Raw genomic sequence first — 25,301 nt, forward strand, 5'->3', positions numbered from 1 at the left:
CAGAGCGCAACGGGCAGCCGGAGGGATGGGGGTTTTCGTCGCTCGCTATCCACGCTGGGCAGGAGCCCGACCCGCTGACTGGGGCTGTCGTCCCGCCGATCTACCAGGTCTCCACGTATAAGCAGGACGGTGTCGGCGGGCTGCGCGGCGGCTACGAGTACTCGCGATCTGCCAACCCGACCCGGACCGCGCTGGAGGAGTGCCTGGCCGCGATCGAGGGCGGCACGCGCGCGATGGCGTTCGCGTCCGGATTGGCGGCGGAGGACTGTCTGCTGCGAACGGTGCTCGGGACCGGCGACCACGTGGTGATCCCGAACGACGCGTACGGCGGCACCTACCGGCTGTTCTCTAAGGTCTACGAGCGGTGGGGCGTGCAGTGGACCGCGGTCGACTTCGGCGACCTCGACGCGGTTCGGGCGGCGGTGCAGCCGGGACGCACGCGGGCGCTCTGGGTTGAGACCCCGTCGAACCCGTTGCTCGGTGTGTCAGACATCGCCGGGCTCGCCGGGATCGCGCGGGAGACCGGGGCGTTGCTGGTGGTCGACAACACCTTCGCGACTCCGTACTTGCAGCAGCCGCTCGCGCTCGGCGCTGATGTGGTGGTGCACTCGACGACGAAGTACATCGGCGGTCACTCGGACGTGGTCGGCGGCGCGCTCGTCGTCGCTGACGGCACACTGGGGGAGCGGTTGGCGTTCCATCAGAACTCGATGGGCGCGGTCGCCGGACCGTTCGACGCCTGGCTCACTCTGCGCGGTATCAAGACATTGGCCGTGCGGATGGACCGGCATTGTCAGAATGCTGCGGCAGTCGCGCAGATGCTCGCGGAGCACTCGAAGGTGAGCGAGGTGCTTTATCCGGGCCTCGCAGGACATCAGGGGCATGAGATCGCGGCGAAGCAGATGCGCGGCTTTGGCGGAATGGTCTCCTTCCGGCACGCCGGCGGCGAGGCTGCGGCGGTCGAACTGTGCGGCCGGACCGAGCTGTTCACGCTCGGTGAGTCGCTGGGTGGGGTCGAATCGTTGATTGAGCATCCGGGTCGGATGACGCACATGTCGGCCGCCGGCTCGCCCCTCGAGGTTCCGGCGGACCTGGTCCGGCTGTCCGTGGGCATCGAGGACCGCGCCGACCTGCTCGCCGACCTGGCCCGGGCGCTCGGCTGAAATCGCGGGCGGACCTGCAAAATCACGGTCCGAACACGGCGGGCGGTGCCCGCCGTGTTCTGGTGTACAGTGCCGCGCGTGGTGGGGATTTCCGCAATCGAGCAGGGCGCCTTCGTCGCCGACCGCTACCGCGTGGTCGAGCGGCTGACCCGCTTCGCCGTCGCCGACAGCACGCTGACCGGCGTTGAATACGAGTACTGGCTCGCCCTCGACGAGACGCGCGATGTCGAGGTCTGGCTTCAGGTCGCGGCGTCTCGCGACACCTGCGCCTCCGGGGCCGATCTGGCGGGCGTGGTCTCCACGCTGCGCCGGCTCAACCACCCGGCGCTGCCCGTAGTGCTGGACTTCGGTGAGATGGAAGTCGAGCGGGAGGGCGTGGCGGCGCAGGCGGAGGGCGCGCAGGCCGCTGAGGTAGTGGTCGAGCGCGTCGGATATGTGGTGCTGGAGCCGGTGGAGGCGGACAGCCTGGCCACTGTGCTGCTGCGCGGCGCGCTGACCGACGCGGAAATCCTGGCGGTGCTCATCGGGATCGCCGACGTGCTGAAGGTGCTGCACGAGGTCGAGGTCGTCCACGGGCATCTGTCTGCTTATTCATTCCTGCTCGCCGAACGCGGTGTGCTGCTGATCGACCTGGCCGCGGCGGCCGCGCTCGAAGTGGCCTCAGGCAGCGAGCTGAGCAGCGCCGCCGATGTATACGCCCTGGCGTGGCTGGCCTGCATCGCCCTTGCCGGGGTCGAGGCAGTCGAGGCGGAGTTCGGGGTCGGCTTCGACGCGGGTTCGAGCCCTGAGAGCCCGGCCGCGCCGCAGCTGCTGACGCTGGACCTGATCGAGCGACGTCGCGCCTGGGCCGAGGCGAATCTCGTGGCGACCTACGGATTGCGCGCGCAGCTCGCGGCGTTGCTGGTCGCGGCGCTCGGTGAGGCGAGCGGACGCCCGGCGGTCGGCGAACTGGTCGCCGCGTTGCGGGTGCGCGAGGACGTCGCCGAGGCAGCGCAGGCGGAAGCAGCGGTGGCCGTGGTCGAAGCCGCCGAGGCCGTGGTTGTCGCGGGCGCGGTGGTGGCAGCCGCGGAGGCAGTGGCAGAGGTCGAAGGCGAAGTCGTAGCGCAGGCTGAGGCCGGCGCGGCGGCCGAAGTCGGGTACGCCGAGGTTGTTGCGGAGACGGCGGCCGCGGGGGAATTGGTCGGCGCGGGTGTCGCGGTCGGCGTCGGCGCGGAGACGATCGGCGGGAACCGAGGCCGGGGCGGACGCGGCGGTTCCGGCCGCGGCGCGGCAACTGGACTGGCTTCCGCGCCCCTGACCCCGACCGCATCACCCTCTGGACGGCACGGCTCGCCGGCGCAGCGACCTAAATCAGCACTCTACGTCGCCATCGCGATCGTCGTACTCGTCGTCGGCGCGATCGCCTGGGGATGCAGCGCAAGCAGTTCGCCGTCCGCGAAGCCGACCGGCGCGCCGACGACGGGACAGAGCGGAGCCGGACAGGGCGGCGGGAGCGGTTCATCGCCGAGCGCCGCGGCGAGTCAGGCCGGCGGCGTCGGGACGAGTCCGGGCGCGAGTACCGGAGCGTCGCCGACTCAGGGATCGAATTCCGCGAGTCCGACATCGGTGCCCAGCTACTCGGCCACCCCGCTGGCCACCGCTCCGGCCAGCCCGGGCCAGGCCCTCCAGCAGATCCAGCAGACCATCTCGCGGGCCGGGGCGGCGGGCCAGATTCCGCAGCAGGCGCAGGGCTCACTCAACCAGGCGGTGGGCACGCTCCAGCAGGAGATCGGCTCGAAGTCCTCGATTCAGCAGGGCCTCGGCCAGCTGCGCGCGGCGCTAAACGAGACCGGTGTGCCGGCCGGCTTCCGGCAGCAGATCAATGAGCTGATTCCGTACCTGTCCATCGGATATGGGAGTTAGCGGTAAGCGGATAAGTATTCGCGAGTTCGGGCGGTGGGCCGGTGGCCTGCCGCCCGACGCGCTATTTCGGCTGTCGGTCCGGAAAACGGCCGCGCATCAAGCGGCCCAGCGTCGCAGGGCGTCGAGCAGCCGGTCGTGCGCCTGACTCCCCGCACCGCGCGCCGTAGCGAGCTGGATCGAGCGCTGCAGCGCGGGTTTCGGGACGTCTCGCAGGGTGCTGTCGAGCAGCGCCAGCGACAGCGCTTTGAACGGGCCGCGCAGCTCCGCCGGGTCCTCGGACTTCGCACAGGCTATTTCGAGCTCTGCGAGCGCTGCCAACGCGGCCGCGTCATCGCTCGGCGCGCGCAGCTCGAAGGCGTCGGTCTCCGTGCAATCTCCGGGCACCACCGCAGCCGCCTCGAACGCGTTGATCAGAGGGCTGAGGCACCCGGCCGTGCGCGGGTCGTAGAGGCCGGGGAAGGCCTCCGGCTCGTATCCGCTCTCGTATCCGGCGATGTAGATCGGCGAACTCGACCGGGTTTCCACGATCATGCCGATCGCCAGGTCCAGCAGGTTGACCGGCCAGTCCAGGTTGCGCAGCGCGAACATCCGCACCGCGCCCTGCCGCGGGTTGAGCCCGGAGGCGAGCAGCAACTGCGCCGATTCCAGCGCGGACTGTGCGTAGAAGTCGATTTCCGCGCTGTGCAGGCGGATCACGCCGGCCTTGCACCAGCTGCGCAGCCGGTCAGCGATGATCGAGTTGTCCACGACGTGGGTGAACCGCGCTGCCGTGACCAGCAGCTGCGAGCCGGCTGCCGCGCGCGTCATCAGCCATTCCGCGACGCGCTTCGACTCGGCGTAGATGTCGGGGGAGTAGGGGCGCAGCGCTTTTCCGGTCGACGCGCAGACTACGTGCCGCACCCCGTGTTCGGCCGCCGCGTCGAGGACGTTGCGGGTGCCGAGGATGTTCGTGGTGACCGTGCGGTGTACCTCGACCTCGGCGCGGCCCGGTTCGCGCTGGGCCGCGATGTGGAACACTATCTCGGGTCTGATTTCAGTGAAAAGCTCTGATATCTGACATCGGTCACGAATGTCCGCTTCGCGGTACTCTGCGCCTGGCGGCAGCCGCCACGGCTGCACCGTCCCGCGGCTCACGCTCACCAGCCGAGCCGGGGCGAGCGCCGCGAGTTGTTCCATCAGCATCGAGCCGATGCAGCCGGTCCCGCCGGTGACCAGCACCGTGCGACCGGTCAGCCATCGCGTCACCATGTCCTGCGGCAGGTTGAGCCCGCGCTCGCGTATGCCCTGAAAGCGCTGGTACTCCGCGTGAGCGTCGGGACGCGCCGCCACCAGGCGTTCGGTCAAGCCGCAGAGCAGTCTCACCTGCGATTCGTCCAGTTTCACCCGCCCCAGCGGGACCGCCGCGCGCATGCCGTCGAGAATGGATGCGGCGCTTTCCATGCGACCCCTTACTTGCTGTACGGCGGTGCTTGAACCCCGCCGAACGTGGAGGCCGCCACGCTGCGGGCCGGGGTGATTGGGGATTCTATCCACCGGTAGCGCGGCGACTTCAAGAGTTTCGCACGTAAAGTCCGCTGAAAGTTACACCGGCCGCGCACGCTGTTGTGCGGCGCGCGAATGGGGATAGCATTGCCGGGCTCGTGATGGTTCGACCTCGTGGTCCGGGAGGGGTGGCTCGACGTGACCGATGTCGTCGAGGGCGCTCGCATCGAACCGATGCCGCAGAACGCCGCCTCGTCCGCGAGCCGCCGGATCCCGCGCGTGGTCCGGCCCGCGGCCGCCGACCCGTCGCTTCCGCAGCCCCCTGACGACGCAGAGAAATACTCGTACGTCAACCGCAAGGCGATGCTGCTGATCTGGGCATCGGTGATCAGCTTCGGATTCCTGATCTACAGCCAGGCGCGGATGGTCGAGGTCTCCCCCTGGTTCTGGGCCTACCTGCCCTTTCTGACTTTCACCATCGCCTACTTCGCGGTCTCCCTGGTGGTGAACGCGGCCTCGAAGGACTTCGACTTGGCCGCGCACCGGGCCCTGGTCGACTCCTGGCGGCCTGCGATTCATCCCTCGGTGGACGTGCTGCTGCCGGTGTGCGGCGAACCCGTCGAGGTGTTGCGCAACACATGGACCCACGTCGCGTTGATGGCCGCGCACTACCGCGGCGAAGTCAACGTGTACGTACTGGACGATTCGGACAGTCCGCAGCTGCGTCGCATGGCTCAAGAATTCGGCTATGTATATGCGGGCCGCTCCAACCGCGGGTGGTACAAGAAGGCCGGGAACCTGCTCTACGGCTACCGGATATCGCGTGGGGAATTCATCCTGCTGCTCGACGCGGACTTCGCGCCCCGGCCGGACATGCTGGACGAGACGCTGCCGCACATGACCGATCCGAGCGTCGGGATCGTGCAGACGCCGCAGTTCTTCCGGGTGCTCGACTCGCAGAACTGGCTGGAGCGCGGCGCCGGAGCGGTGCAGGAGCTGTTCTACCGCTCCGTGCAGACCTCCCTCTCCCGATACGACGGCGCCATCTGCGTGGGTACCTGTGCGGTCTATCGCCGCGCTGCCCTCGATGACAACGGCGGCATGACGCTGATAGAGCACTCCGAGGACGTGCACACCGGCTTCGACCTCTACCTGCGCGGCTGGCGGCTGAAGTATCTGCCGATCGCGCTGTCCACAGGGGTGTGCCCCGACAACTTGGCCGCGTACGTGAACCAGCAGTATCGCTGGTGTTCCGGAAACATGAGCATGCTCGGCAGTCGCAAGTTCTGGCACGCCAAGCTGCCGTTCCGGGTGCGGCTGAGTTATTTGTCCGGGTTCTTCTATTACGTCCACACGGCCCTGATGACCTTCGTGCTGCCGCTGGTGCCGATCGCGCTGCTGATCGGCCTGCCGCAGGACTTGCAGATCACGAACCTCATCTACGTGGTGCCCGGCCTCATCTACGCCGGCGTGATCTTCCCGCTGTGGCACCGGGCGCCGTATCGGCTGGAGGCGTATGCCTGCCGGATGGTTTACGGTTGGGCGCACGTCTTCACGATCTGGGACGTGCTGCGCAACAACCGGATGGGCTGGCAGCCCTCCGGCTCCGCGTCGAAGAAGCAGGGGCGCAACAAGCGGTTCTGGATCGGGATGATCGGCTGGACCGCGGTCACCGCCGCCGCGTGGGTCGGCCTGTGCCTCTGGCGGATGTACACGATGGACCCGTTCAATTTCATGGTGCTGCTCGCCTCAGGGCTCTTCTACGCGGCGACTGCCGCGCGCGTGCTGTCCCGGCCGAAGTCCGCGGCGGCATGATCCGCCGGCGCCGTCTCCTGGCTTCACTGTTCGCATTGGGTCTTCTCGGGGGCGCGATATCCGGCTGCTCGGTCGTGCGCGACGCCGCGACGTGGAAGATGACTCCCTCCGCCGGCCCCGGTGGGGCCGGTTCCCAGGCCGGCGCGGGCAATTCCGTCGCGCCGAACCTGACTCAGCCCGCGTTTGATGTCAAGCCGCTGATCAAGCCGGCGCGCAAGTACGTCGGCCTGGAAATACCGGGCGCACCCGCATCGATCGCCCCGGCCGAGCAGTTCGCCACATGGGTGGGTAAGAAGCCGAATCTGCTCGGCGCGTACGTCGGATGGAACACCGGTCTGGACAGCCAGGCGGTGCAGAACGCCTGGGCCTACGGCGCGCTCTACTTCCAGGTCTGGGAGCCGTTCGGGGTCACCATGCAGCAGATCGCGGCCGGCGCCTCAGACGACTACATCGCCCGGTTCGCGGCCTCGGTGCGCTCGCTGAATCTGCCCATCGCGCTCAGCTTCGGGCACGAGATGAACGGCGACTGGTACCCCTGGGGCACGAAGCAGACCGCCGCGGCCGATTTCGTGGCCGCCTGGCGGCACGTGCACGATCTGTTCGCCAAGGCCGGCGCGACCAACGTCATCTGGATCTGGGACCCGAACGACATTTATCCGGTCCCCGACGTCCAGCTACAGCCGCTCTACCCGGGAGATCAGTACGTGGACTGGATCGGCGTGACCGGATACTGGACCGTCAACGGTCCGCACACGTATTCCTCGCTGTTCCTGCCGACCCTGCTCGACATCCGCAAGTTCACCGCCAAGCCGTTCATCATCGCCGAAACCGGCGTGCAGTCCGGCTCCAACCAGGTCTCCTCGGTGAATGCCCTGTTCAACGCCGTGGCCACGCATGACGACATACTCGGCTTCGTCTGGTACGACTACAACCGCCAGGGCGATTGGCGGCTGGAGAACCGGCCCACGGTGCAGGCCGCGTTCAAGTCGGCCGTAGCGGCCTCCGAGTTCGGATTCACGGTGAGCGCGACCCGATGAGCAGCACGATGAACGGCGGCGGACGAACGCCGGGGACCGACGAGCAGGAGCCCGGCGCGGCGGAGCGGACCGCACAGGAGCGCCGCGACCTGCTCTTCGAGCTCTTCCAGTCGCACAAGCGGCTCGATCGGCTCAGCGATCCGACTGCCGAACCCGAAGGCACGCAGGCCGCCGACGCGGCGCAAGTCGATTCACCATTCGACGAAGCGGTATTCGACCGGCCCGCCCGCGAGCCCGAGTTCACGGTGGTCTACCCGACCGGCGGGGTCCGGATACCCGAGCAGGTCGCCCCGGACGCGGCTACGCCGCCCGACTTGCTGGTCGCTCCGGACGCGATGGCGGTACTTGCCGAACCGGTGGCACCGACACCCACCTCCGCGGACCCGGCCACGTCAGCGCCGGCGCCGGCCGAACCCGAGCCGCCGCGCGCCCATCCGACCGAAACGCGGAAACCCGCTGAGCCGCTCCAGCCCACCGAGACCCCACTGTCCGCGCAGCCTGATTCGCCCGGCGCGCTGCACGCTCCGGTCAACCTGCCGACCCCCAAACGGTTCGGCGACAAGGTCTCCTGGCGCGACAGCGCACCCTACGAGGAAACCGGCATCCTGATCCGCCCGGCCGACTGGTCGACCGACCGGATCGAGACCGCGCTGATCAACGTCGGGGCGCTGCGCGCGGCCGAGCGCAAGGCCGACTCCTCGCTCGCCGGAAAACGGCGCACCGGACTGTCCCGGTTCATCCCGACGCCGCGCCGCGGCATCCTGCTCGCGATCCTCCTGCTGCAAGCGTTCCTGTCGCTGCGCAACAGCAACACAGCGTTCGAGGACGAGGCGCTGTACCTCTACTCCGGCCACCTCGAACTCGCGCATCTGCTCAACGGACAGCCGATCGACAACTTCGCCGCCTACTTCTCCGGCGCACCGGTGCTCTACCCGATCGTGGGCGCGATCGCCGACCAGATCGGCGGGGTGTTCGCCGCCCGGCTGCTCAGCCTGGCCTTCATGCTCGGCGCGACCTGCCTGGTCTACCTGATCGGCCGCCGGCTGTTCGGCGTGCGGTCCGCGTTGTGCGGCGCGGGATTGTTCGGTACCACCGCCTCCGCGATCTTCATGGGCGGGTTCGCGACCTACGACGCGCCCTGCGTGTTCCTGCTCGCGCTCGCGGCGTGGATCGTGGTGCGCGGTGCCGCTTCCAGTTGGCCGTACTACGCGCTCGCGGTACTGCCGATGCTGCTCGCGGTCGGCACCAAGTACGCCTCGCTGCTGTTCATACCGACGGTCATCGCGCTGTCGTGCATCGCGGCAATCCCGTATCACGGCTGGCGTTGGGCGTTGCTGCGTCCCATATCTCTCACCGCGATGATCGGCTCGATGGCGTACGGCGCGTTGAAGCTCGCCGGGCCGACGTACGTGCACGGCATCCAGCAGACCACCACGGCGCGAGCGCAGGGCGGCACATCCACGCAGACGCTGCTTACCGAGATCGGCAAGTGGGGCGCACCGGTCTTCGTCGTGGCCGTGGTCGGCGGCCTCTACTACATATTCCGGCACCGCCCCGACGTCGACGGCCGGCTCTCGCTCGGCACATGGGGACGCGCGGCGCTGGTCACCCTGATGCTGGGCACCGCGCTGCTCGCTCCGGCGAACCAGCTGCGCATCCACACCGACGTCGCGCTGCAGAAACACATCGGCTTCGGCCTGATGTTCGCCGCGCCGCTGGCGGGCTACGGGCTGGTGCGGCTGGTCGGCGGGCACTTCGGCCGCCTGCAACTGGGCATCGGCGCCGCGGTGGTGGCCTTCGCGTTCGGCATGTCGCAGTCGCACATCATGTTCCGCGGCTGGCCGGACGCGACCCGGCTGGTGGCCACGATCAAGCAGTATCAGAAGCCGGGCGCCCACTACCTGGTCGAGATCGACGAGGTGCCGATCTACTACCTGCGCGGCGATACCAACGCCGAGCCGTCCCAGTTCACCTCGACCTTCGCCTTCCTCTACCTCGATTGGCAGGGTAAGTGGCTGACCGGCGATATCGCGTACCAGACCGCGGTGGAGCAGGGCTACTTCCAGGTCGTGGCGATCGACGGCACCACGACACCTGAGGTCGACCAGGCGATCCTCAAGGGCTTGCATTCGCCGATCAGCCCGTATCGAATAGTCAGCGAGTACAACGTGCAGACCGCGTACGGGCCGACTACGTATCAGGTATGGGTGAAGAAGTAGTGACGCAGGCTCCGCCGGCTTCGACGCAGAACCGCAGGCGTGCGCACCCCTGGTTCGCCAAGTACTACTCGCGGGTCGCGGTGGCGATGGACCGCGGTGGCCTGGCGGAGTATCGCAGGAGGCTGCTGGAAGGCCTCAGCGGTGAGGTCGTCGAGATCGGGCCGGGCAACGGCATGAACTTCCGGCAGTACCCGCGCGAGGTGACCAGGCTCGTCGCCGTCGAGCCGGAACCGACGCTGCGGGCGCTGGCGCGGCAAGCCGCGGACGGGCTGTCGCAGAGCACTGAGCCAGTGCAGACCACCAAGATCGAGGTGATCGGCGGCGTGGCCGAGCGGATGCCGCTGGCCGCTGCGTCGTGTGACGCCGTGGTCGTCTCGCTGGTGCTGTGCTCGGTTCCGGATCAGCAGGCTGCTTTCCGCGAAGTCCACCGGATTCTGCGCCCGGGCGGCGAGTTCCGCTTCATGGAGCACGTGCGCTCGCAGGGCCGCGCGGCCGCGTGGGGGCAGCGCGCGCTCGATGCGACGATACGGCCCTCACTTTGCGGAGGCTGTCGCTGCGCGCGCGAAACCGGCGAGGCCGTCGCGGCGGCTGGGTTCGAGATCAGCGAACTGAGTCGATTCAGGTTCCCGGCGCGGATTTACCTGCCCACACCCACCGCGTCGCACATGATCGGCTACGCGCGTAAGCCTGCGTGAGTCCGCATTGTTCTCACGAGAACGGCACTGCGGCGCACGGCAGTGACCAGTGCGTGTAAGCCGGCACCCAGTTGGTCGCGATCGCGTCGACTCCGATCTGACGCAGGTGCACCCACTGCGCGGAGAACGGCGGCGTCCACACCCACACGGCAAGGCCCGCCGCGCGCCACGCGACAACCTGCGCACGAGTGATCCGAGCGAAGTCGATGTACAGGATTCGCGCGCCCGTCTTCGTGATCGATGACGGTGACGGGTTCCCGGTTTCCTGGATGTACGCCGTCATCACATCCGGCGCGGCCGCCGAGAACGCGCTGACGTCGTCGGCCTCCCAGCCGCCGACCACCACGTGGTCGGCGTATCCGGAGGCTGCGATAACCGAGGCCAGTACATCGATCGAGGCCTGACCCGCCCCTCCGGCCGCGAACGGATCGGCCTCCATTTGCAGCACGATCGGCACGCCGGTGTGCTTCACCGCGGCCAGCAACTGCGCGAGCGTCTGCGGGTGCTGATTGTGCGGCAACCGGCGCTTGCCGTCATTCGACTTCAAGCCGAGCGCGGTGAACTGCGCCGCAGTGACCGAAAGCACCGGACCTGTACCGGTCGTAGTGCGGTTCAGCGACGCGTCATGGATGGCGACCGGCACGTTGTCCTTGGTCCAGCGCACGTCCGCGTTGAGCATCGAGGCACCCTGCGCGACCGCGGCCAGTTCGGCGGCCGAGGTGTTCTCGGGTAGCGGCGCGACGGTGCCGCCCTCGCCACGGTGCGCGATCACCGGCGGCGCCGAGCAAGGATCGTCAAGGTGATCCCACGGCCGCGGCCAGTTCTTGGGCCCGCGCAGCGTCGGGGTGGGACTGGGCATCCCGAGGCGCAAAATCACGCCGCCACCGGCGTGGCCGATCGCGTGGGCAACTCGCTGCGGATCGGCCGGGGACGCCGGCGCGGTCGTGACCGAGCACGCCGCCGAGGCGCAGAGCGCCGCGGCGCTCAGCAATGCCGCCAGCGGCCGACCTAAACCGCGTGGTGTCAAGCCGCGGTTACCAACAAGGCCGCGCCCACGAACCGCGCGCCCGTCAACCCTGTGCCCGTCAACCCTGTGCCCGTCAACCCCGTGCCGATTTGGATCTCGCCGAACCAACCCACGCCGGCTTATCGCCATGGCCGCCCCACCGCGCATACGCCCCTCATTTCGACCGCCCCCGAACCTGTGTTCCACCCGCGTGCGTTCGGTCGTGACTAAGGACGCTCCATCCCGCGTTCGCGTTGCAGCGGACTTACAGGTTCGCGGAGATTTCCGGCCCGCCGACGCCGACTGGACGGAAGTATCGCCCGGTTCGGTGCCGCATGTCCGACAACGGCAGTAACCCGGCGCGGCCAGTGATGGAATCATGGACGACATGTCGCATTTCGGTGAGGGCCTGGCGGTGGACACGGACGTGGAGCGTGCCGCGCGGCGCGCTAGCTACGGCGCGCTCTCCACCATCGAGGGCGCGCCCGACCTAGTCACCGTGTTCGCCGGCGTGACGGACCCCGAGGACGCCGACCGGGTCGCCGCCACGGTGCACGCCATGGTCAGCGCCACTGGCAACGAGCGCTGCGTCGTCGTCGGGGCGCTGACACCAGGCGTCATGGGTGACGCCCGCGCGGTCGGCCCGCTGCTCGGCGGCGAACCGGCGGTGGCCGTGTGGGCGGGCAAGCTGCCGGGCGTGCGCGTGCGGCCGTTCCATCTGCGCGCGACCCGCGCGGCGGACTCGATCGCGGTCGGCGGATTGCCTGAGCCGTGGCCGGATGACCGGGTCGTGCTGGTGCTGGCCGATCCGCACAGCTTCCCGGCGGACGGCTTCGTCGAGCGCTCCAACGAGGCGCTGCCCGGTCTGCCCTTCGTCGGCGGGCTGGTGCCCGGAGTCGCCGGACGGGGCTCGGCCCGGCTGATCCGCGGCGCGGCCACCTACGACGAGGGCGCGGTCGGCGTGATGCTCGGCGGACCGGTGGACGCGGCCATAGCCGTCAGCCAGGGCTGCCGCCCGGTCGGCCCGACGATGACCGTCACCGCCGCGGATGGCAACCTGCTGCTCGGTCTCGCCGGAACCCCGGCCCTGGAGAAGCTGCGCGAGATCCTCGACTCGCTCGACGAACGCGAGCGCGAGGCCGTCTCGACCGGCCTGCACCTGGGCGTCGCGATGGACGAATACGCGGACCAGCACGAGAGCGGCGACTTCCTGATCCGCGGCGTGCTCGGCACCGATCCGGAGCGCGGCGGCGTCGCGGTCGGTGATGTGGTCGACGTGGGCCGCACCGTGCGCTTCCAACTGCGCGACGCCGCCAGCGCCGGCCGGGAGCTGGACACGGTGCTCACCGCCTGCCGCGACCGCCCCGGATACGCCACCATCGGCGGCGCGCTCGTGGTGTCGTGCAACGGCCGCGCCGGGGACCTCTTCCCGCAGCCGCTCGGCGCGGGACACGACATTCTCGCGGTGCGCGCGGGGCTCGGTACGAACGCGGTCTCCGGGTTCTTCGGCGCGGGCGAGATCGGGCCGGTCGGCGGACGTAACCACCTGCACGGCTACACCGCCTCCGTGCTCGCCTTCGCGGATCCGGACGCGAAGATCGTCTAAGTCGCCGTCCGCTCGGGTACGGTCGGATCGAGCCCGAGCTCAGGAATGCAACGCCAACGCCGGAGGTAACGCACGCCCGTGGAAACGACCGAGCAGCGAATCCTGGCGATCGACATCGGCGGCACGAAGCTGGCTGTGGGCGCCGTCGACGGTGAAGGCCGGGTGCTGGAGTACCTGCGCACCGCCACGCCGCATCCCGGCGTCACCGACAGCGGCGAGATGATCTTCCGTACCCTGCTCGGCCTGGTCGGCGAGCTGAAGACCGATCCGGCCGAGTTCGCCGGGGTCGGCGTCGGCTGCGGCGGGCCGATGCACTGGCCAGGCGGAGTGGTCTCCCCGCTCAACATCGAGGCTTGGCGCGATTTCCCGCTGCGCGCCCGGCTTGCCGAGGCGTTCCCCGGCGTGCCGGTGCGGGTGCACAACGACGCGATCTGCCTCGCGGTCGCCGAACACTGGCGCGGCGCGGGGATGCATACCGAGGACATGCTCGGCATGGTCGTGTCCACCGGCGTCGGCGGCGGGCTCATTGTCGAAGGGCGGCTGATCGACGGGCGCACCGGCAACGCCGGGCACATCGGTCACGTGATCGTGCACGCCGACGAGCCGCTGTGTGCCTGCGGAGCCGTCGGCTGCCTGGAGGCGGTCGCTTCCGGCCCGCGGCTGACCGGATGGGCGGCCGAGCAGGGCTGGCGGCCCGGCGCCGCGCCGGACCAGCGCACCGGCCGGGAACTGGTCGACGATGCTCGGCGCTCGCACCCGATCGCGTTGAAGGCGCTGTCCCGAGCCGGCCGCGCGCTCGGCATCGCGATCGCCTCGGCGACCGTGCTGTGCGACCTGGAGGTCGTCGCGATCGGCGGCGGCCTCTCCCAGGCCGGACCGCTGCTGTTCAATCCACTGGAGGCGACGCTGCGGGAGCGGGTCGGGTTGGAGTTCGCCCGTTCGGTGCGCGTCGTCCCGGCGGCGCTCGGTCAGGAAGCGGGCTTGGTCGGCGCGGCCGCCCTGATCGTGCACCCGGAGCGCTACTGGTCCGCCAAGGATTGATCAGCCGCGCTGCCACCGGGAACCGGCTGAGCAGCTTTGTCTGGCGCCGCATCAGCTGACACGCCGTCATCCGCAGTGTGCGGCAACTCATCCGGCCGCAACGTTAACGCAACGCTCAGAACGCCAAGCGGCGCGGCCAGGAACAACGCCATCTTCGGCACCAAGATCCCCGAGTCGTCGACGAACCAGCCAATCGCGACGGTGATCAGCGCCAGCCACAACGCGCACCGCACGAACGGCTCGCGGGCGTACGCCAAGGCGAGCGACCGCGCGCCGATCAGTCGCGGCGCGACGATCGCCAGCAGCGCCCAGAACAGGATCCACGGCACGTAGTGGCTGAACCAGTCGTTGTTGATCGAGGCCAGGTTCGTGTCGATCTTCCGGTGGATGGTGCCGGTCCAGCTGCCGTCGAAGAGGGAGGCCACGAAGTTGCCGAAATGCGAGCGCTGGCCGGCCGGCTGGAGGTAGTTGAGCACCGCGAAGCCGGAGACCACGACGACTCCGCTGATCGCCACCACCAGCATCTTGCGCCAGGTGATCCGCAGCCCGGCGATGAGGAACAGCAACAGCACGAAGCCGGGCACCATCGCGATGGTGCCGCCGAACTTCGCGCCCCATCCGGGATATCCGCAGGCCGCGACCGCGACCAGCGCGACCGCCCCGATGATGATCAGCGCGCGTCGCCGCTCGGCACGCTGTGCATCCGGCAGTCGGCTTAGGCCGAGGCGCCCTGGTACCGCACGGCGTAGCCAGCCTTCCGCAGCCTCACGGAACGTATGCGGCCATACATGCGCCGGGATCTCACCTGGTCCGTGACGCGGCATCAGTAGCGAGGCCAGCCAAGCGGAACCGATCATCGCGGCGGCGCAGTAGACGCCGACCGCGCTGTTGCCGATCCCGTAGAAGCGCCCGGCGATGACGTACGAGAGTCCGAACGGGGTCTGTGCCTGAAGCCGCGACCCGGTCGCTACGTCCGCCGCGATGATGAGAAGTGTGAGCAGGCCGAGCAGCCCGGCAGGGGCCAGAGGCTGGCCGCGTAACCCGGGCAAAGTTCGGCAGGCTGCCAGGGCGGCTGCCGCCAGTAGCACGCTGATTCCCGCGATCGTCCCGTACAGGATCGGACCGGGCGCGAACGTCGCCGACCAGTTCACCAGGTTCGCGAGGAAAGACGCCGGGGCGATCGCGCCGAGCACCGTGGCCCAGCCGACGACGGCCGCGCGCAAACCGGTACGCCAGCGGCGCAGCCGGGGGTATCGGCGGGAGAACCGGCCGGGGGAGTAGCGCTCAGGCAGCCAGCGGATCGCGGCGAAGACCAGGCCGGCGGCCCAGGCCAGGATCGTGATCGCGTGCGCCATCCACGTGATGAACCGGCCGTTGGTCTGGGCGAAGGTCTGGTTGGCGGTGTTGAGCCAGGCCTGGGTGACGACCGCGCCGGCCGGGTCCGATGGCGCGGCGCCGCGCGCGGTGATCTGCGATCCGACGAACGGTTTCCGGTCCGCGGCCGAGATCTGTTGCGGCGTCAGACCGACCCAGCGCAGCAGTGAAGGAGTCAGGTCGAGGGTCTGCACGACGCCGGGGTGCCGTGTTGACGAAGCATAGAGCCAGTGCTTGCCGTCGAACGCCGAGCCCGACACGAGCAGCGTGTGCAGTTGCGGTTCGGTCGTGGAGTCATCGAGTCCGGCGACGACGACGGTTGTTGCGGCGGGCAAACGCGCGATCAGCGATCCGAGCGTGGAGTCGAGGGCCGCATACGGGTACACGCGGTTGACCGGCGGCTGCGGTTCGATACCTTCCGCCGGCGGCGGTAACGCAGTCACTCCGCCGAGATCGACGAGTGTCAGCGCGCACTGCGAGAGAGCCGTCTGCGTGAGGTCCTCTGGTGCGCCCAAGTAATCCGCGACGTGGCCGTGCGCGTCGGTTGCTCCGAGCAGCGCACCCGGACCTGACGCCGCGACACATCCTCCCGCTGTCGCGATCGGCGCCACGAGCGAACCGAACACCGGGGCGTAGCTGTAGGCGTTGTTCGGTGCCGTATACGCAGTGAAGTTCGGAATGTCGTACGAACCCGCGCTCTGCGGCGCATCGGGCAGCGGCGTGCAGTACGTCTGCGGCCGCGTAATCAGAGACGTCGCGGTACTTGTCCCGGCCGGCTGCTGCATAACCCTGCTCGCGAACGCCCGAGTGCCGCTGTTCAGCGTCAGCCAGCCGTCCGCCGGACAGGTGTCGTTGATCACGGCGCGGGTCACGAGCGAGGCGATGCTGCCGTGCCGCACCAGATTGAACAGCGCAGGCATTCCAGCCTGCGTTACATCGCTCCACTGCAGGCCGTCGAGGCCGATGACGACAACGTGCCCCGTCGGTGCGTTACCGGTCGCACGCTCCGCAGCCTGCGCCGGGCCTTCCCCGATCAGCACCACACTCGCCATCGCGGCACCGAGTAGCGCGAGTAGGGATAGAAAACGACGGGGGCGCACCCGGCCAGCGTAGTGGCCCGGTGCGCCCCCGGCTGAGGGTGGATCCGGCCGAGCGGATGCGCGTCACGCACTCGCTCGGACGTCGCGTGGAGCGCCCTTGTGGGGCTCCTAATGCATTACCGGTGCGGCATCGCTCGTGGCTGCAGCCTCGTCGCCGGCTGCATCCCCGGTCGTGCCCACGCCTGCGTCCGCCGTTGCGCCTTCCACAGCGCCCTCCGGCGTCGGCGCGCCCATCGAGCGCAGCGGCACCTGCTTGAGGAACAGGCTCAGCACCCACGCGACGACCATCGTCGCCGTCGCGACCAGGAAGACCACGGACATCGCCTGCACGAAGATGTGCAGCACAGCCGCCTCGACCCCTGGGTGCTGCACGTTGAGCGCGTCCAGCGCCTTGCGGCTCAGTCCGTTCGGGCTGCCGCCGTTGCTCAGGCCCCCGCTCCTCGGCAGTTCGGTCGCCGAGTAGTGGTTGAACCGGTTGATCAGAACCGCTCCGAAGATCGCGGTGCCGAAGGACCCGCCCATGTTCCGGAAGAACAGGTTCGCCGAGGTACCGGTGCCGATGTCCTTGAACGGCAGCGAGTTCTGCACGGCCAGCGTCAGCACCGGCATCACCAGGCCCATGCCGAGGCCGAGCACGAACATGTACACGCCACGCTCGGCCGCGCCGGTGGTCTCGGTCAGCCGGGACATCAGGTACATGCCGACCGCGGCGATCGCGGTGCCGGCGATCGGGAACGCCTTGTACTTGCCGATCTTCGAGATGATCCGGCCGCCGATGATCGAGGCGGGCATGATGCCGGCCATCATCGGCAGAATCGCCAGGCCGGCCATCGTCGGGCTGTAGCCGACCACCAGCTGCAGGTAGGTCGAGACGTAGATCAGCGAGCCCATCATCGCCATGCCCAGCACCAGCGCGATCAGGTTCGAGACCGTGAAGATCGCGTTGCGGAACAGGTGCATCGGCAGGATCGGCTCGGTGGCCACCTTCGACTCCCAGAAGCCGAACCCGACCAGCAGCGCCGCGCCGATGGCGATCAGCGTGATGATCGTGGGCGAGCCCCAGGAGTAGGTGGTGCCGCCCCACACGGTGACCAGCAGCAGGGCCGAGGCCCCGGCGGCCACCAGCGCGGCGCCGGTGTAGTCGATCTTGTGCTTGATCTGGTTGTTGCGCACGTGCAGCACGATCGAGACGACGACCAGCGCCAGGATGCCGATCGGCAGGTTGACGTAGAAGATCCAGCGCCAGCCGGTGGTTCCGAACAGGTGGCTGCGGTCGGTGAAGAAGCCGCCGATCAGCGGGCCGAGCACCATGGCCAGCATGAACACGCCGCCGAAGTAGCCCTGGTACTTGCCGCGGTCGCGCGGCGGGACCACTACGCCGATGATCGTGAAGACCAGCGCCATCAGGCCGCCGCCGCCCAGGCCCTGCAGGGCGCGGAAGGCGATCAGCTCGCCCATGTTCTGCGACATTCCGCACAGCGCGGAGCCGACCAGGAACAGGGTGATGGCGAACATGAATATCTTCTTCGGACCGTAGAGGTCCGCCAGCTTGCCGTAGATCGGCGTCACGACCGTCGAGGCGAGCAGGTACGCCGTCACCACCCAGGACTGGTGGGCCAGTCCGTGCACCGGGTCGAGGTCCTGCACGATGGTCCACAGCGCGGTGGACACGATCGTCTGGTCGAGCGCGGCCAGCAGCATGCCCAGCATCAGGCCGCTGAAGACCACCATGATCTGCCGGTGCGACATCATGGGGCGGCCGTCCGCCGCCGTCGCGGGTGCGTTCATTAGATGCATCCTTCGGTGTCGCGTACGAATCTGTCGAGCAGTTTTGTCAGAGCGCGCACGTCATCGGCGGGCCATGCGGACAGCGCGTCGCGGATCGTGTTCGCGCGCTCGCACCAGAACTGCTCCACGAAGTCGTGTCCCCGTTCGGTGACCCCCACCTGGAAAGCCCGCTTGTCGTCCGGGTCGGCGCTCTTGCTGATGTAGCCCTCTTCCTCGAGGGTGCGCAGGTGCCGGCTGACCGTGGACAGGTCGAGCCCCGCCTCCTTCGCCAGCGCCGAGGCGCGCATCGGGCCGACCTTGCCGAGCACGAACAGCACCGAGATCCGGCCGTGCTCCGGGGTCTTCTCCATCGCCCGGTGCCGGTTCTTGGCCTGCATGAACAGGGCGCGCATCGCGTCGCTCAGGTCACGCACGTCAGCGACGCTCGGCGCCGCCGTCTCGGCCTGCGCGGCGGGCGCCGGATCGCCGACGGGCGCCGGCGTGGGACGCTCGTGAGTATGGACCGACATAAGGACCATCCGCAGATCAGGGTTTCCAGGAAGTTGCTTGTGCCCTACAACTATATTCCTCGTTACTTGCGGCATGCAAGTAGTTTTTGACCTGCGGCGGCACCGTCGATCCGAGATCGCGACCCGCGTAGCCTGACCCCATGGCTACCCACAAGGAGCGGGCCGCGATCGAAGGCGACACCACGCCGGGCAAGAAATCGCAGGCCACTGACGGTACCGCTGCGGCCAGGCAAGCTGGCCAGGCGCTCGCCGTCACCCTCGACGACGTGCTTGCCGCGCGCAAACTGCTCGCCGACATCGTCCGGCCGACCCCGCTGGCCTGGTCTCGGCCACTGTCCGAGCAACTCGGCGGCGAGGTCTGGTTCAAATGCGAGAACGTGCAACGCGCCGGTTCGTTCAAGATCCGCGGCGCATACGTGCGCATCCACAACCTGTCCGCGCAGGAACGGGCCCGAGGCGTCGTGGCAGCCAGCGCGGGCAATCACGCGCAGGGCGTCGCGCTCGCCGCCACCCTGCACGGCATCGAGTCGACAGTGTTCATGCCGGAAGGCGCGCCGCTGCCCAAAGTCGCCGCCACCGAGTCCTACGGAGCGCGAGTCCGCTTCACCGGTACCACCGTCGACGAGGCGCTGATCGCGGCCCGAGCCTTCGCTGAGGAGACCGGCGCCGCGTTCATCCATCCCTTCGACCATCCCGACGTCGTCGCGGGTCAAGGCACGGTCGCGCTCGAAATCCTGGAGCAGTGCCCGCAGGTCAAGACGGTGCTCGTGGGCGCGGGCGGGGGAGGGCTGCTCGCCGGGATCGCAACGGTGCTGCGCGCTATGCGGCCTGACGTGCGCGTCGTCGGCGTACAGGCGGCGACGGCCGCCGCCTACCCCGCCTCGCTCATCGCTGGAACGCCCACGCCGCTCGCCTCGATGGCGACCATGGCGGACGGCATCGCGGTCGGCTGCCCAGGCGACGTGCCGTTCGGCGTGATCCACCGGCTCGGCACCGAGATCGTGACGGTGTCGGAGGAGTCGATCTCCCAAGCACTCCTGCTTTTGCTGGAACGCAACAAGCTCGTGGTCGAGCCGGCTGGCGCGGTGGGTGTCGCCGCGCTGCTCGAAGCCGCCCAGGAAGCCGCGTCAGGGCACCTCGACGCCGGGGAACGGCAATTCGAACCGCCAGTCGTGGCGGTGCTGTCCGGCGGCAACGTCGATCCGCTGCTGCTCCTGCGGCTTATCCGTCACGGCCTCGCCGCCGCGGGACGGTTCCTCTCCCTGCGGCTGCGGCTCACCGACCGACCCGGCGCGCTGGCCCAACTGCTCGCGGAACTCGCCGCGGTGGACGCCAACGTCGTCGACGTGGAGCACGGCCGCACCCTGGCCGGGCTGGGCGTGGCGGAGGTCGAGGTCGCGGTCACGCTGGAGACGCGCGGGCCAGATCATGCCGAGGCGGTAGTCGCACGGCTCAGCGCGGCCGGTTACGCGCCGATCGTGCAGTGAGGAAGCGCTGTGCAAGCGAGTCCTTCAGCCCGCGGCTTTCTGACGGGGCGACGGGATCACTTTCGCGGCGACGATGCGCTGAAGATCCACCGAGACCTGTTCCCCGGAGCGCCGCCGGACCGTGGCGTGCCCCTGCGCGCCCTCGGCCCACTCCAGCAACTCTCCAACCAGGTCGGTTAGCGTCTCGCCGAACTGACCGTGATCCGGCGGGTCCAGCCGGTAACGCAACACGACCCGTGATCCCACATCCTGTGCACTGATGCGGAGCGCCCTACCCGGTGATGTACCGTCCACTTCAGCGCCCCTTTGTGCGTTGCGGCTTTGCTAAGCGCGATACTAGGTGTCGCACCATATCGATTGACGATGATGGGCCGGGATTAGCGACCCGACCCGAGGCCAGGAGGACCCGGACGTGACCTACGTCATCGCGCAGCCCTGTGTGGATGTCAAGGACAAGGCGTGCATCGAGGAGTGCCCGGTCGACTGCATCTATGAAGGCGAGCGCTCGCTTTACATCCACCCGGACGAGTGCGTCGACTGTGGTGCTTGCGAGCCGGTCTGCCCGGTCGAGGCGATCTTCTACGAGGACGACACCCCGGAGCAGTGGAAGGACTTCTACAAGGCGAACGTCGAGTTCTTCGAGGACCTCGGCTCGCCCGGCGGCGCCTCGAAGCTCGGCCTGATCCCCAAGGACCACCCGGTGATCCAGGCCATCCCGCGCACCGAAGAGGCGCACTAAGCACCCTGCGCTGCAGAGGAAAGCACCGATGCCGAACGTGTCCGCCCGTCTGCCGCAGTTCCCGTGGGATCGTCTGAAGCCGTACGCGGCGAAGGCCGACGCCCATCCCGGCGGACGGGTGGACCTCTCCGTGGGTACGCCGGTCGATCCGACGCCGGACAGCGTCCGCCGCGCGTTATCTGCGGCTGCCGATTCGCCGGGTTATCCGACCACGCATGGCACGGCCCGGTTGCGTGAGGCGGCGTCCGGCTGGATGCAGCGCGAGCTTGGCGCCGCGGTGGATCCGGTATCGGTGCTGCCGCTGATCGGCTCGAAAGAACTCGTCGCGGCGCTACCTGCGCTGCTCGGGCTCGGCGCGGGCGACGCTGTCGCGTTTCCGTCTCCGGCCTATCCGACCTACGAGATCGGCGCGCTGCTCTCCGGCGCCACCCCGGTTCCGGTTTCCGACGGCGACCTGCTGAACCGATGGCTGGTGCCCGGTGGCGCCGCTGAGGCGCCGGAGAACCTTCGGTTGCTTTGGCTGAACTCGCCGGGCAATCCGCACGGCCGGGTCCACTCGGCCGACGCGCTTCGGGAGATCGTCGCCTGGGCGCGCGCTCGGGGCGTGATCGTCGTATCAGATGAGTGCTACCTCTCTCTTGGCTGGGAAGGGACCGAACCCGTGTCGGTCCTGCATCCGCAGGTGTGCGGCGGCTCGTATGACGGGCTGCTCGCGGTGCACTCGCTATCCAAGCGATCGAACCTGGCCGGCTACCGGTCGGCGTTCCTGACCGGCGATCCCGCGCTGGTCGCAGAGTTGCTCGAGGTGCGCAAGCACGCCGGGATGATGATGCCGGGCCCGGTTCAAGCGGCCACCGCCGCTGCGCTCGACGACGACGAGTCCGCCGCCGCGCAGAAGGAGCGTTACCGGTCCCGGCGCACGGTGCTGCGTAACGCGTTGGCGGACGCGGGTTTCCGCATCGATCACTCCGAGGCGGGCCTGTACCTCTGGTCCTCACGCATTGTCAGCGGCGAGCCCGAACCATGCTGGGACACCGTCGCGCACTTGGCGGATCTCGGGATCCTCGCCGCTCCCGGCGAGTTCTACGGTCCCGGCGGCGAGCACCACGTCCGGGTGGCGCTCACCGCGACCGACGAGCGTATCGCCGCCGCCGCGGCGCGCCTCTCGGGCTGAGCCGGCTCAGCGAACTGCGCGGCGCCTTCGCAACTCAACTCTGCAACTGAGCACCGCTGCGCTGCTGCCCGCTTTATGCGACATCGCGACAGGCCAAAGGCCGGTGGCCCGTCGGCTCCCTGTTCGGAGTCGGCGGGCCACCGGCCGTTACGCGGTCGCGGTATGACCGCTGCGGTCAACTGACTGTTCGTCAGGCCTTCTTGTGCTTGGCCACGTAGTGCGTGGTCAGCTTCGCCGCGTCGGTGGTCGCCTGCTGCGCCGCGGCCTGAGCCGCCGGGTGGGCGGCCATGGCCGGCGCCGGCGCGGCCACGTGCTGCGCCGCCTGCATCGGAACCGACTCGGTGGAGGACGGCATGCTCGCCGAACCGCCGTTGGCGGCCTGCTGCCCGGTCAGGCTGCCGACCACCGGCAGGCCGCCCACGACCGGCAGGCCGCCGTTGCCCAGCGAGTTGGTCAGGCTGCCGACCACCGGCAGGCCGCTCAGCGGCGAGGAGCCGCCGTTGCCGGTGAGCGAGGTGACGTCCGGCAGGCCGCTGCCGGCCAGGCTGCCGACCACGGGCAGGCCGCTGAGGGGCGAGGCGCCGTTCTCCTGCTGCCCGGTCAGGCTGCCGACCACCGGCAGGCCGGAAAGCGGCAGCGCCTGGGTCAGGTGCGCCGCGGTCTGGCCCTGGGCCAGGCTGCCGACCACCGGCAGCGAGCCGACCAGCGGCAGGGCGTCCGCGTGCGCGGACCCGGCGGCGGCGACCGGCAGGGCGACGGCGGCGGCGGCCGCCGCGGTAGAGGCGATTCGACGCCCGGCGTGGCTCATCTGTGTCTCTCATTTCCGTGTGGACTGTGCGGTCCGGGGCGGTTGGCTCGGCCCCCGCGCCCCGGCCGGGTGGGCTGTCGGCCCGGATGACGCCCGGCCGCCGTTCGGCGGCCGGCGACGCGGGCTTGGATCAGCAGCGTCGCGTCACTGGGAATTACGAGCCGGGCACGGCTAGGTTGCGGCTCGACAGAGTAACGTTTGGGTAAAGGAGCTGGCGCGGTTTAGAAGTCCAAAGAGCGGATCACCGTATTTCCGGGTCCGCGCTCGGCTATCTCAGCGCCGCGAAATGCCCGGCCGTCGTCAGAGTGAGCCCACGTTTTGCAGCGCGCCGGTGACCGGGCTGTCGGCGCCGAGCATGGTGGAGACCGGGAGGGTCTGGGTCAGGCTGCCGACGCTGCCGACCATCGGCAGCTGCGCGCCGCTCAGCTTGCCGGTCAGGTCGCTGACGGTCGGCACCCCGCCCGAGCGCAGCTGCGAGACCAGCGGCGTGGCCTGGCCGATCACGCCGCCGGCCAGCGCGTCGGCCTGCGGCGAGAGGCCGGAGGTCAGCGTGCCGAGGGCGCCCTGGTGCAGCACGTTCGGGGCCAGTGAGAGCGGGCTGTCAGCGCTGGCGGCCAGCTGCGGGGTGAGGTTGTTCAGCGGCAGCGCCTCGGCCAGCCGCGTGGTCGCGCCCTGCGCCTGGCCGCCCAGCAGCCGGTCGGCCGCGTTCGCCAGGTTGCTCCCCGCGACGGCCAGCTTCTGCGCGGAATCGGCCGGCTGCGCCGCCAGCGTCGCCGAACGCACCTGGGCCTGCGCCGCCGGCGCCCGCTCCGGCAGCAGACCCAGATCGCCGACCTGCGTGATGTCGCTTAGCGGCGGCGTCGCCGCGTTCAGGGTGCTGTCCAGCGGCAGGTCGTTGGCGATCGGCACACTGGCGACCAGCGGGTCGATTGAGTCCGGCAGTCCGAAGGGCAGCGCCAGATTCGGCAGCCCCAGCATCTGCAGGTCGGCCTGGGGACCGGTTGCCGCAGCCGCCGTCCCGGCGCAGGCGAGCGGTACCGCGCCGGCGGTCAGCGCGGCGGCCGTGACAGCCAGGCGGCGACCGGCGGCCGCGTTCACGATGCCACCGCCCAGAATGCCCTTAGTACGCGGTGCGGCGTGGCGGCCCTTGCGGGACTGCGGGTTGCTCATGGTGCTCCTCGATTATGTGAACGGCGGGTATTCCTACCCTTCACTCATCGATGTGGAGCCCACGGAAGTTGCGGCCGGTAAAGGTAACGAAACGATAACTATTGCAATCTCGGCGGCGAAATTCACTCGATTCAGTGAATACGCCGCCTGCTGCTTAGAAACGCCACTCAGCTGGCGAGCGCGATATGCACCGAGCCCGCGTTTGCGGCCGCGCTCGAGTCGGCCTTCCAGCCGGATGCGCCATCTGAGGCCGACCACGTCTTCCCGCCGTACGAGACCTGCGTGATGCCCATCGTCTCCGCCTGCGCCGCGGCCCAGTTCGCGTAAGCCCACTCGCGAGTCGTCGCCGCCGCCCCCGACACCGAAGCCGGAGCGGCCAGGCCGAAGGAGTGCCCGTCTGCGGCGATCCCGTCGATCTTCCCGACGTTCGCGGAGCCGAACTCGGCGCGCAACTCGTTGACCACCGCCTGGCCGCGCGCCGTCAGCAGCGCGCCGGAGCCCTTGCTTTGCGCCGGGAAGGTCGGGCCGTCAAGCGTGCAGCCGAGCCCCGCCCCCGCCGAACCCGTGAAGACTCCGGAGAGCACGGTCGCGAACTGCTCCCACTGTGCGTACGCGGTCGGCGAGCCCGAATTCTGCACCTTCTGTGCCGCGGCGGTCAGCGTCATGCTCTGCCAGCCGGACACGTTGAGCAGCGCCTGATAGAACTTCGTCGTCGAATACACCGGGTTCAGGATCTGCGCCTGCGTGCCCCAGCCCTGCGACGGCCGCTGCTGGAAGAGCCCCACCGAGTCGCGGTCGCCGTAGTTCAGGTTGTGCAGCTTCGACTCCTGCCGCGCGGTGGCCAGCGCCACCTCGATCCCGAACGGCGGCACGTTCATCGAGACGCCCACGGCCGCGATCGTGGAGGCGTTCTTCGCCTGCTCGAGATCCAGGCTCATGCTCCCGGCCGAGGAACTGGCGGTGCAGCCGGAGGACTGGAAGATCGAGATGTGCCCCAGCTTGTGCACCGCCCACAGCGCCGCCGCGGCGATCAGCCCGGCGATCACCAGTGCGACGATCAGCGCTTTGATCCAGCCGCCGCCACCGCGGCGGGGCGCGAGTGCGTGTGTGTCGTGACTGGTCTGAGCGGTGCGCGGCACAGTGCTCCTCGGCGTCGTCGGCAGCGGGCGTTTCCCGTTACCGTAAC

20 protein-coding genes are annotated in these 25,301 nt (G+C 69.3%); 11 read left to right on the forward strand and 9 right to left on the reverse strand.

Annotated elements, in window-relative coordinates:
- Positions 1–47 precede the first annotated feature (47 nt).
- Together VN779_RS03195 and VN779_RS03200 are read left to right on the forward strand one after the other, a co-directional pair.
- The gene (locus VN779_RS03195) at positions 48–1,163 is read left to right on the forward strand and encodes a cystathionine gamma-synthase (protein WP_325720012.1); all 1,116 of its coding nucleotides are present in this window, start codon (positions 48–50) and stop codon (positions 1,161–1,163) included.
- A 78-nt stretch (positions 1,164–1,241) separates the two neighbouring features.
- Positions 1,242–3,065: an RIO1 family regulatory kinase/ATPase gene (locus tag VN779_RS03200; protein ID WP_325719947.1), complete on the forward strand. Its 1,824-nt coding sequence runs from the start codon at positions 1,242–1,244 to the stop codon at positions 3,063–3,065.
- 96 nt (positions 3,066–3,161) lie between these two features.
- On the opposite strand, the gene VN779_RS03205 is transcribed toward VN779_RS03200, so the two are convergent.
- Positions 3,162–4,505: a polysaccharide biosynthesis protein gene (locus tag VN779_RS03205; protein ID WP_325719949.1), complete on the reverse strand. Its 1,344-nt coding sequence runs from the start codon at positions 4,503–4,505 to the stop codon at positions 3,162–3,164.
- Positions 4,506–4,910: 405 nt separating this feature from the next.
- Between VN779_RS03205 and VN779_RS03210 the strand changes: the two genes are divergently transcribed.
- From VN779_RS03210 to VN779_RS03225, 4 genes are read left to right on the forward strand one after another with little or no spacing between them, the layout of a single operon-like run.
- Positions 4,911–6,362: a glycosyltransferase family 2 protein gene (locus VN779_RS03210; protein WP_414639565.1), complete on the forward strand. Its 1,452-nt coding sequence runs from the start codon at positions 4,911–4,913 to the stop codon at positions 6,360–6,362.
- 35 nt (positions 6,363–6,397) lie between these two features.
- Positions 6,398–7,399, forward strand: coding sequence for a glycoside hydrolase family 26 protein (locus VN779_RS03215; RefSeq protein WP_325719952.1), 1,002 nt, complete (start codon positions 6,398–6,400; stop codon positions 7,397–7,399).
- The gene (locus VN779_RS03220; protein WP_325719953.1) at positions 7,396–9,618 is read left to right on the forward strand and encodes an ArnT family glycosyltransferase; all 2,223 of its coding nucleotides are present in this window, start codon (positions 7,396–7,398) and stop codon (positions 9,616–9,618) included. Before VN779_RS03215 ends, VN779_RS03220 begins: the two co-directional genes overlap by 4 nt.
- Positions 9,603–10,313, forward strand: coding sequence for a class I SAM-dependent methyltransferase (locus VN779_RS03225; protein WP_325719955.1), 711 nt, complete (start codon positions 9,603–9,605; stop codon positions 10,311–10,313). The genes VN779_RS03220 and VN779_RS03225 overlap by 16 nt, the downstream gene beginning before the upstream one ends.
- A 13-nt stretch (positions 10,314–10,326) precedes the next feature.
- Here VN779_RS03225 and VN779_RS03230 read toward each other — a convergent pair whose 3' ends face one another.
- Complete coding sequence (locus VN779_RS03230) at positions 10,327–11,172, reverse strand: glycerophosphodiester phosphodiesterase (RefSeq protein WP_325719957.1); 846 nt, start codon at positions 11,170–11,172, stop codon at positions 10,327–10,329.
- Positions 11,173–11,698: 526 nt separating this feature from the next.
- Between VN779_RS03230 and VN779_RS03235 the strand changes: the two genes are divergently transcribed.
- Entirely contained in the window at positions 11,699–12,925 is a 1,227-nt protein-coding gene (locus tag VN779_RS03235) for an FIST signal transduction protein (protein ID WP_325719959.1), read from the forward strand.
- Positions 12,926–13,003: 78 nt separating this feature from the next.
- Positions 13,004–13,966: an ROK family protein gene (locus tag VN779_RS03240; RefSeq protein ID WP_325719961.1), complete on the forward strand. Its 963-nt coding sequence runs from the start codon at positions 13,004–13,006 to the stop codon at positions 13,964–13,966.
- Here the strand turns inward: VN779_RS03240 and VN779_RS03245 are convergent.
- From VN779_RS03245 to VN779_RS03255, 3 genes are all read right to left on the reverse strand, one after another.
- Complete coding sequence (locus tag VN779_RS03245; protein WP_325719963.1) at positions 13,945–16,440, reverse strand: hypothetical protein; 2,496 nt, start codon at positions 16,438–16,440, stop codon at positions 13,945–13,947. The two genes, VN779_RS03240 and VN779_RS03245, sit on opposite strands and share 22 nt — an antisense overlap.
- Positions 16,441–16,548: 108 nt before the next feature.
- On the reverse strand, positions 16,549–18,228 hold the full coding sequence (locus tag VN779_RS03250) for an MDR family MFS transporter (RefSeq protein WP_325719965.1): 1,680 nt from the start codon (positions 18,226–18,228) through the stop codon (positions 16,549–16,551).
- Entirely contained in the window at positions 18,228–18,737 is a 510-nt protein-coding gene (locus VN779_RS03255) for a MarR family winged helix-turn-helix transcriptional regulator (RefSeq protein WP_325719966.1), read from the reverse strand. The genes VN779_RS03250 and VN779_RS03255 overlap by 1 nt, the downstream gene beginning before the upstream one ends.
- 140 nt (positions 18,738–18,877) lie before the next feature.
- Here VN779_RS03255 and ilvA point away from each other — a divergent pair, with 140 nt between their 5' ends.
- Entirely contained in the window at positions 18,878–20,224 is a 1,347-nt protein-coding gene (gene ilvA, locus VN779_RS03260) for a threonine ammonia-lyase (protein ID WP_325719968.1), read from the forward strand.
- Between the two features lie 24 nt (positions 20,225–20,248).
- Here the strand turns inward: ilvA and VN779_RS03265 are convergent, their stop codons facing one another.
- The gene (locus tag VN779_RS03265; protein ID WP_422653121.1) at positions 20,249–20,518 is read right to left on the reverse strand and encodes a hypothetical protein; all 270 of its coding nucleotides are present in this window, start codon (positions 20,516–20,518) and stop codon (positions 20,249–20,251) included.
- Positions 20,519–20,636: 118 nt separating this feature from the next.
- On the opposite strand from VN779_RS03265, the gene fdxA reads away from it, so the two are divergent.
- Both fdxA and dapC read left to right on the forward strand, forming a co-directional pair.
- The gene (fdxA, locus tag VN779_RS03270) at positions 20,637–20,963 is read left to right on the forward strand and encodes a ferredoxin (RefSeq protein ID WP_325719972.1); all 327 of its coding nucleotides are present in this window, start codon (positions 20,637–20,639) and stop codon (positions 20,961–20,963) included.
- A gap of 28 nt (positions 20,964–20,991) precedes the next feature.
- Complete coding sequence (dapC, locus tag VN779_RS03275) at positions 20,992–22,137, forward strand: succinyldiaminopimelate transaminase (RefSeq protein ID WP_325719974.1); 1,146 nt, start codon at positions 20,992–20,994, stop codon at positions 22,135–22,137.
- A gap of 190 nt (positions 22,138–22,327) precedes the next feature.
- Here the strand turns inward: dapC and VN779_RS03280 are convergent, their stop codons facing one another.
- The 3 genes from VN779_RS03280 to VN779_RS03290 form a co-directional block, all read right to left on the reverse strand.
- A complete protein-coding gene (locus tag VN779_RS03280) occupies positions 22,328–22,945 on the reverse strand; it encodes a hypothetical protein (protein ID WP_325719975.1) in 618 nt (205 codons plus the stop codon).
- Between the two features lie 300 nt (positions 22,946–23,245).
- Positions 23,246–24,115 (reverse strand): hypothetical protein, encoded by an 870-nt coding sequence (locus VN779_RS03285; RefSeq protein ID WP_325719977.1) that lies wholly within the window; start codon positions 24,113–24,115, stop codon positions 23,246–23,248.
- Between the two features lie 167 nt (positions 24,116–24,282).
- On the reverse strand, positions 24,283–25,254 hold the full coding sequence (locus VN779_RS03290; RefSeq protein ID WP_325719979.1) for a hypothetical protein: 972 nt from the start codon (positions 25,252–25,254) through the stop codon (positions 24,283–24,285).
- Between the last annotated feature and the right edge of the window lie 47 nt (positions 25,255–25,301).

Origin of the sequence: Actinocrinis sp. (assembly GCF_035605935.1) — a bacterium.
Lineage (GTDB): Bacteria > Actinomycetota > Actinomycetes > Streptomycetales > Catenulisporaceae > Actinocrinis.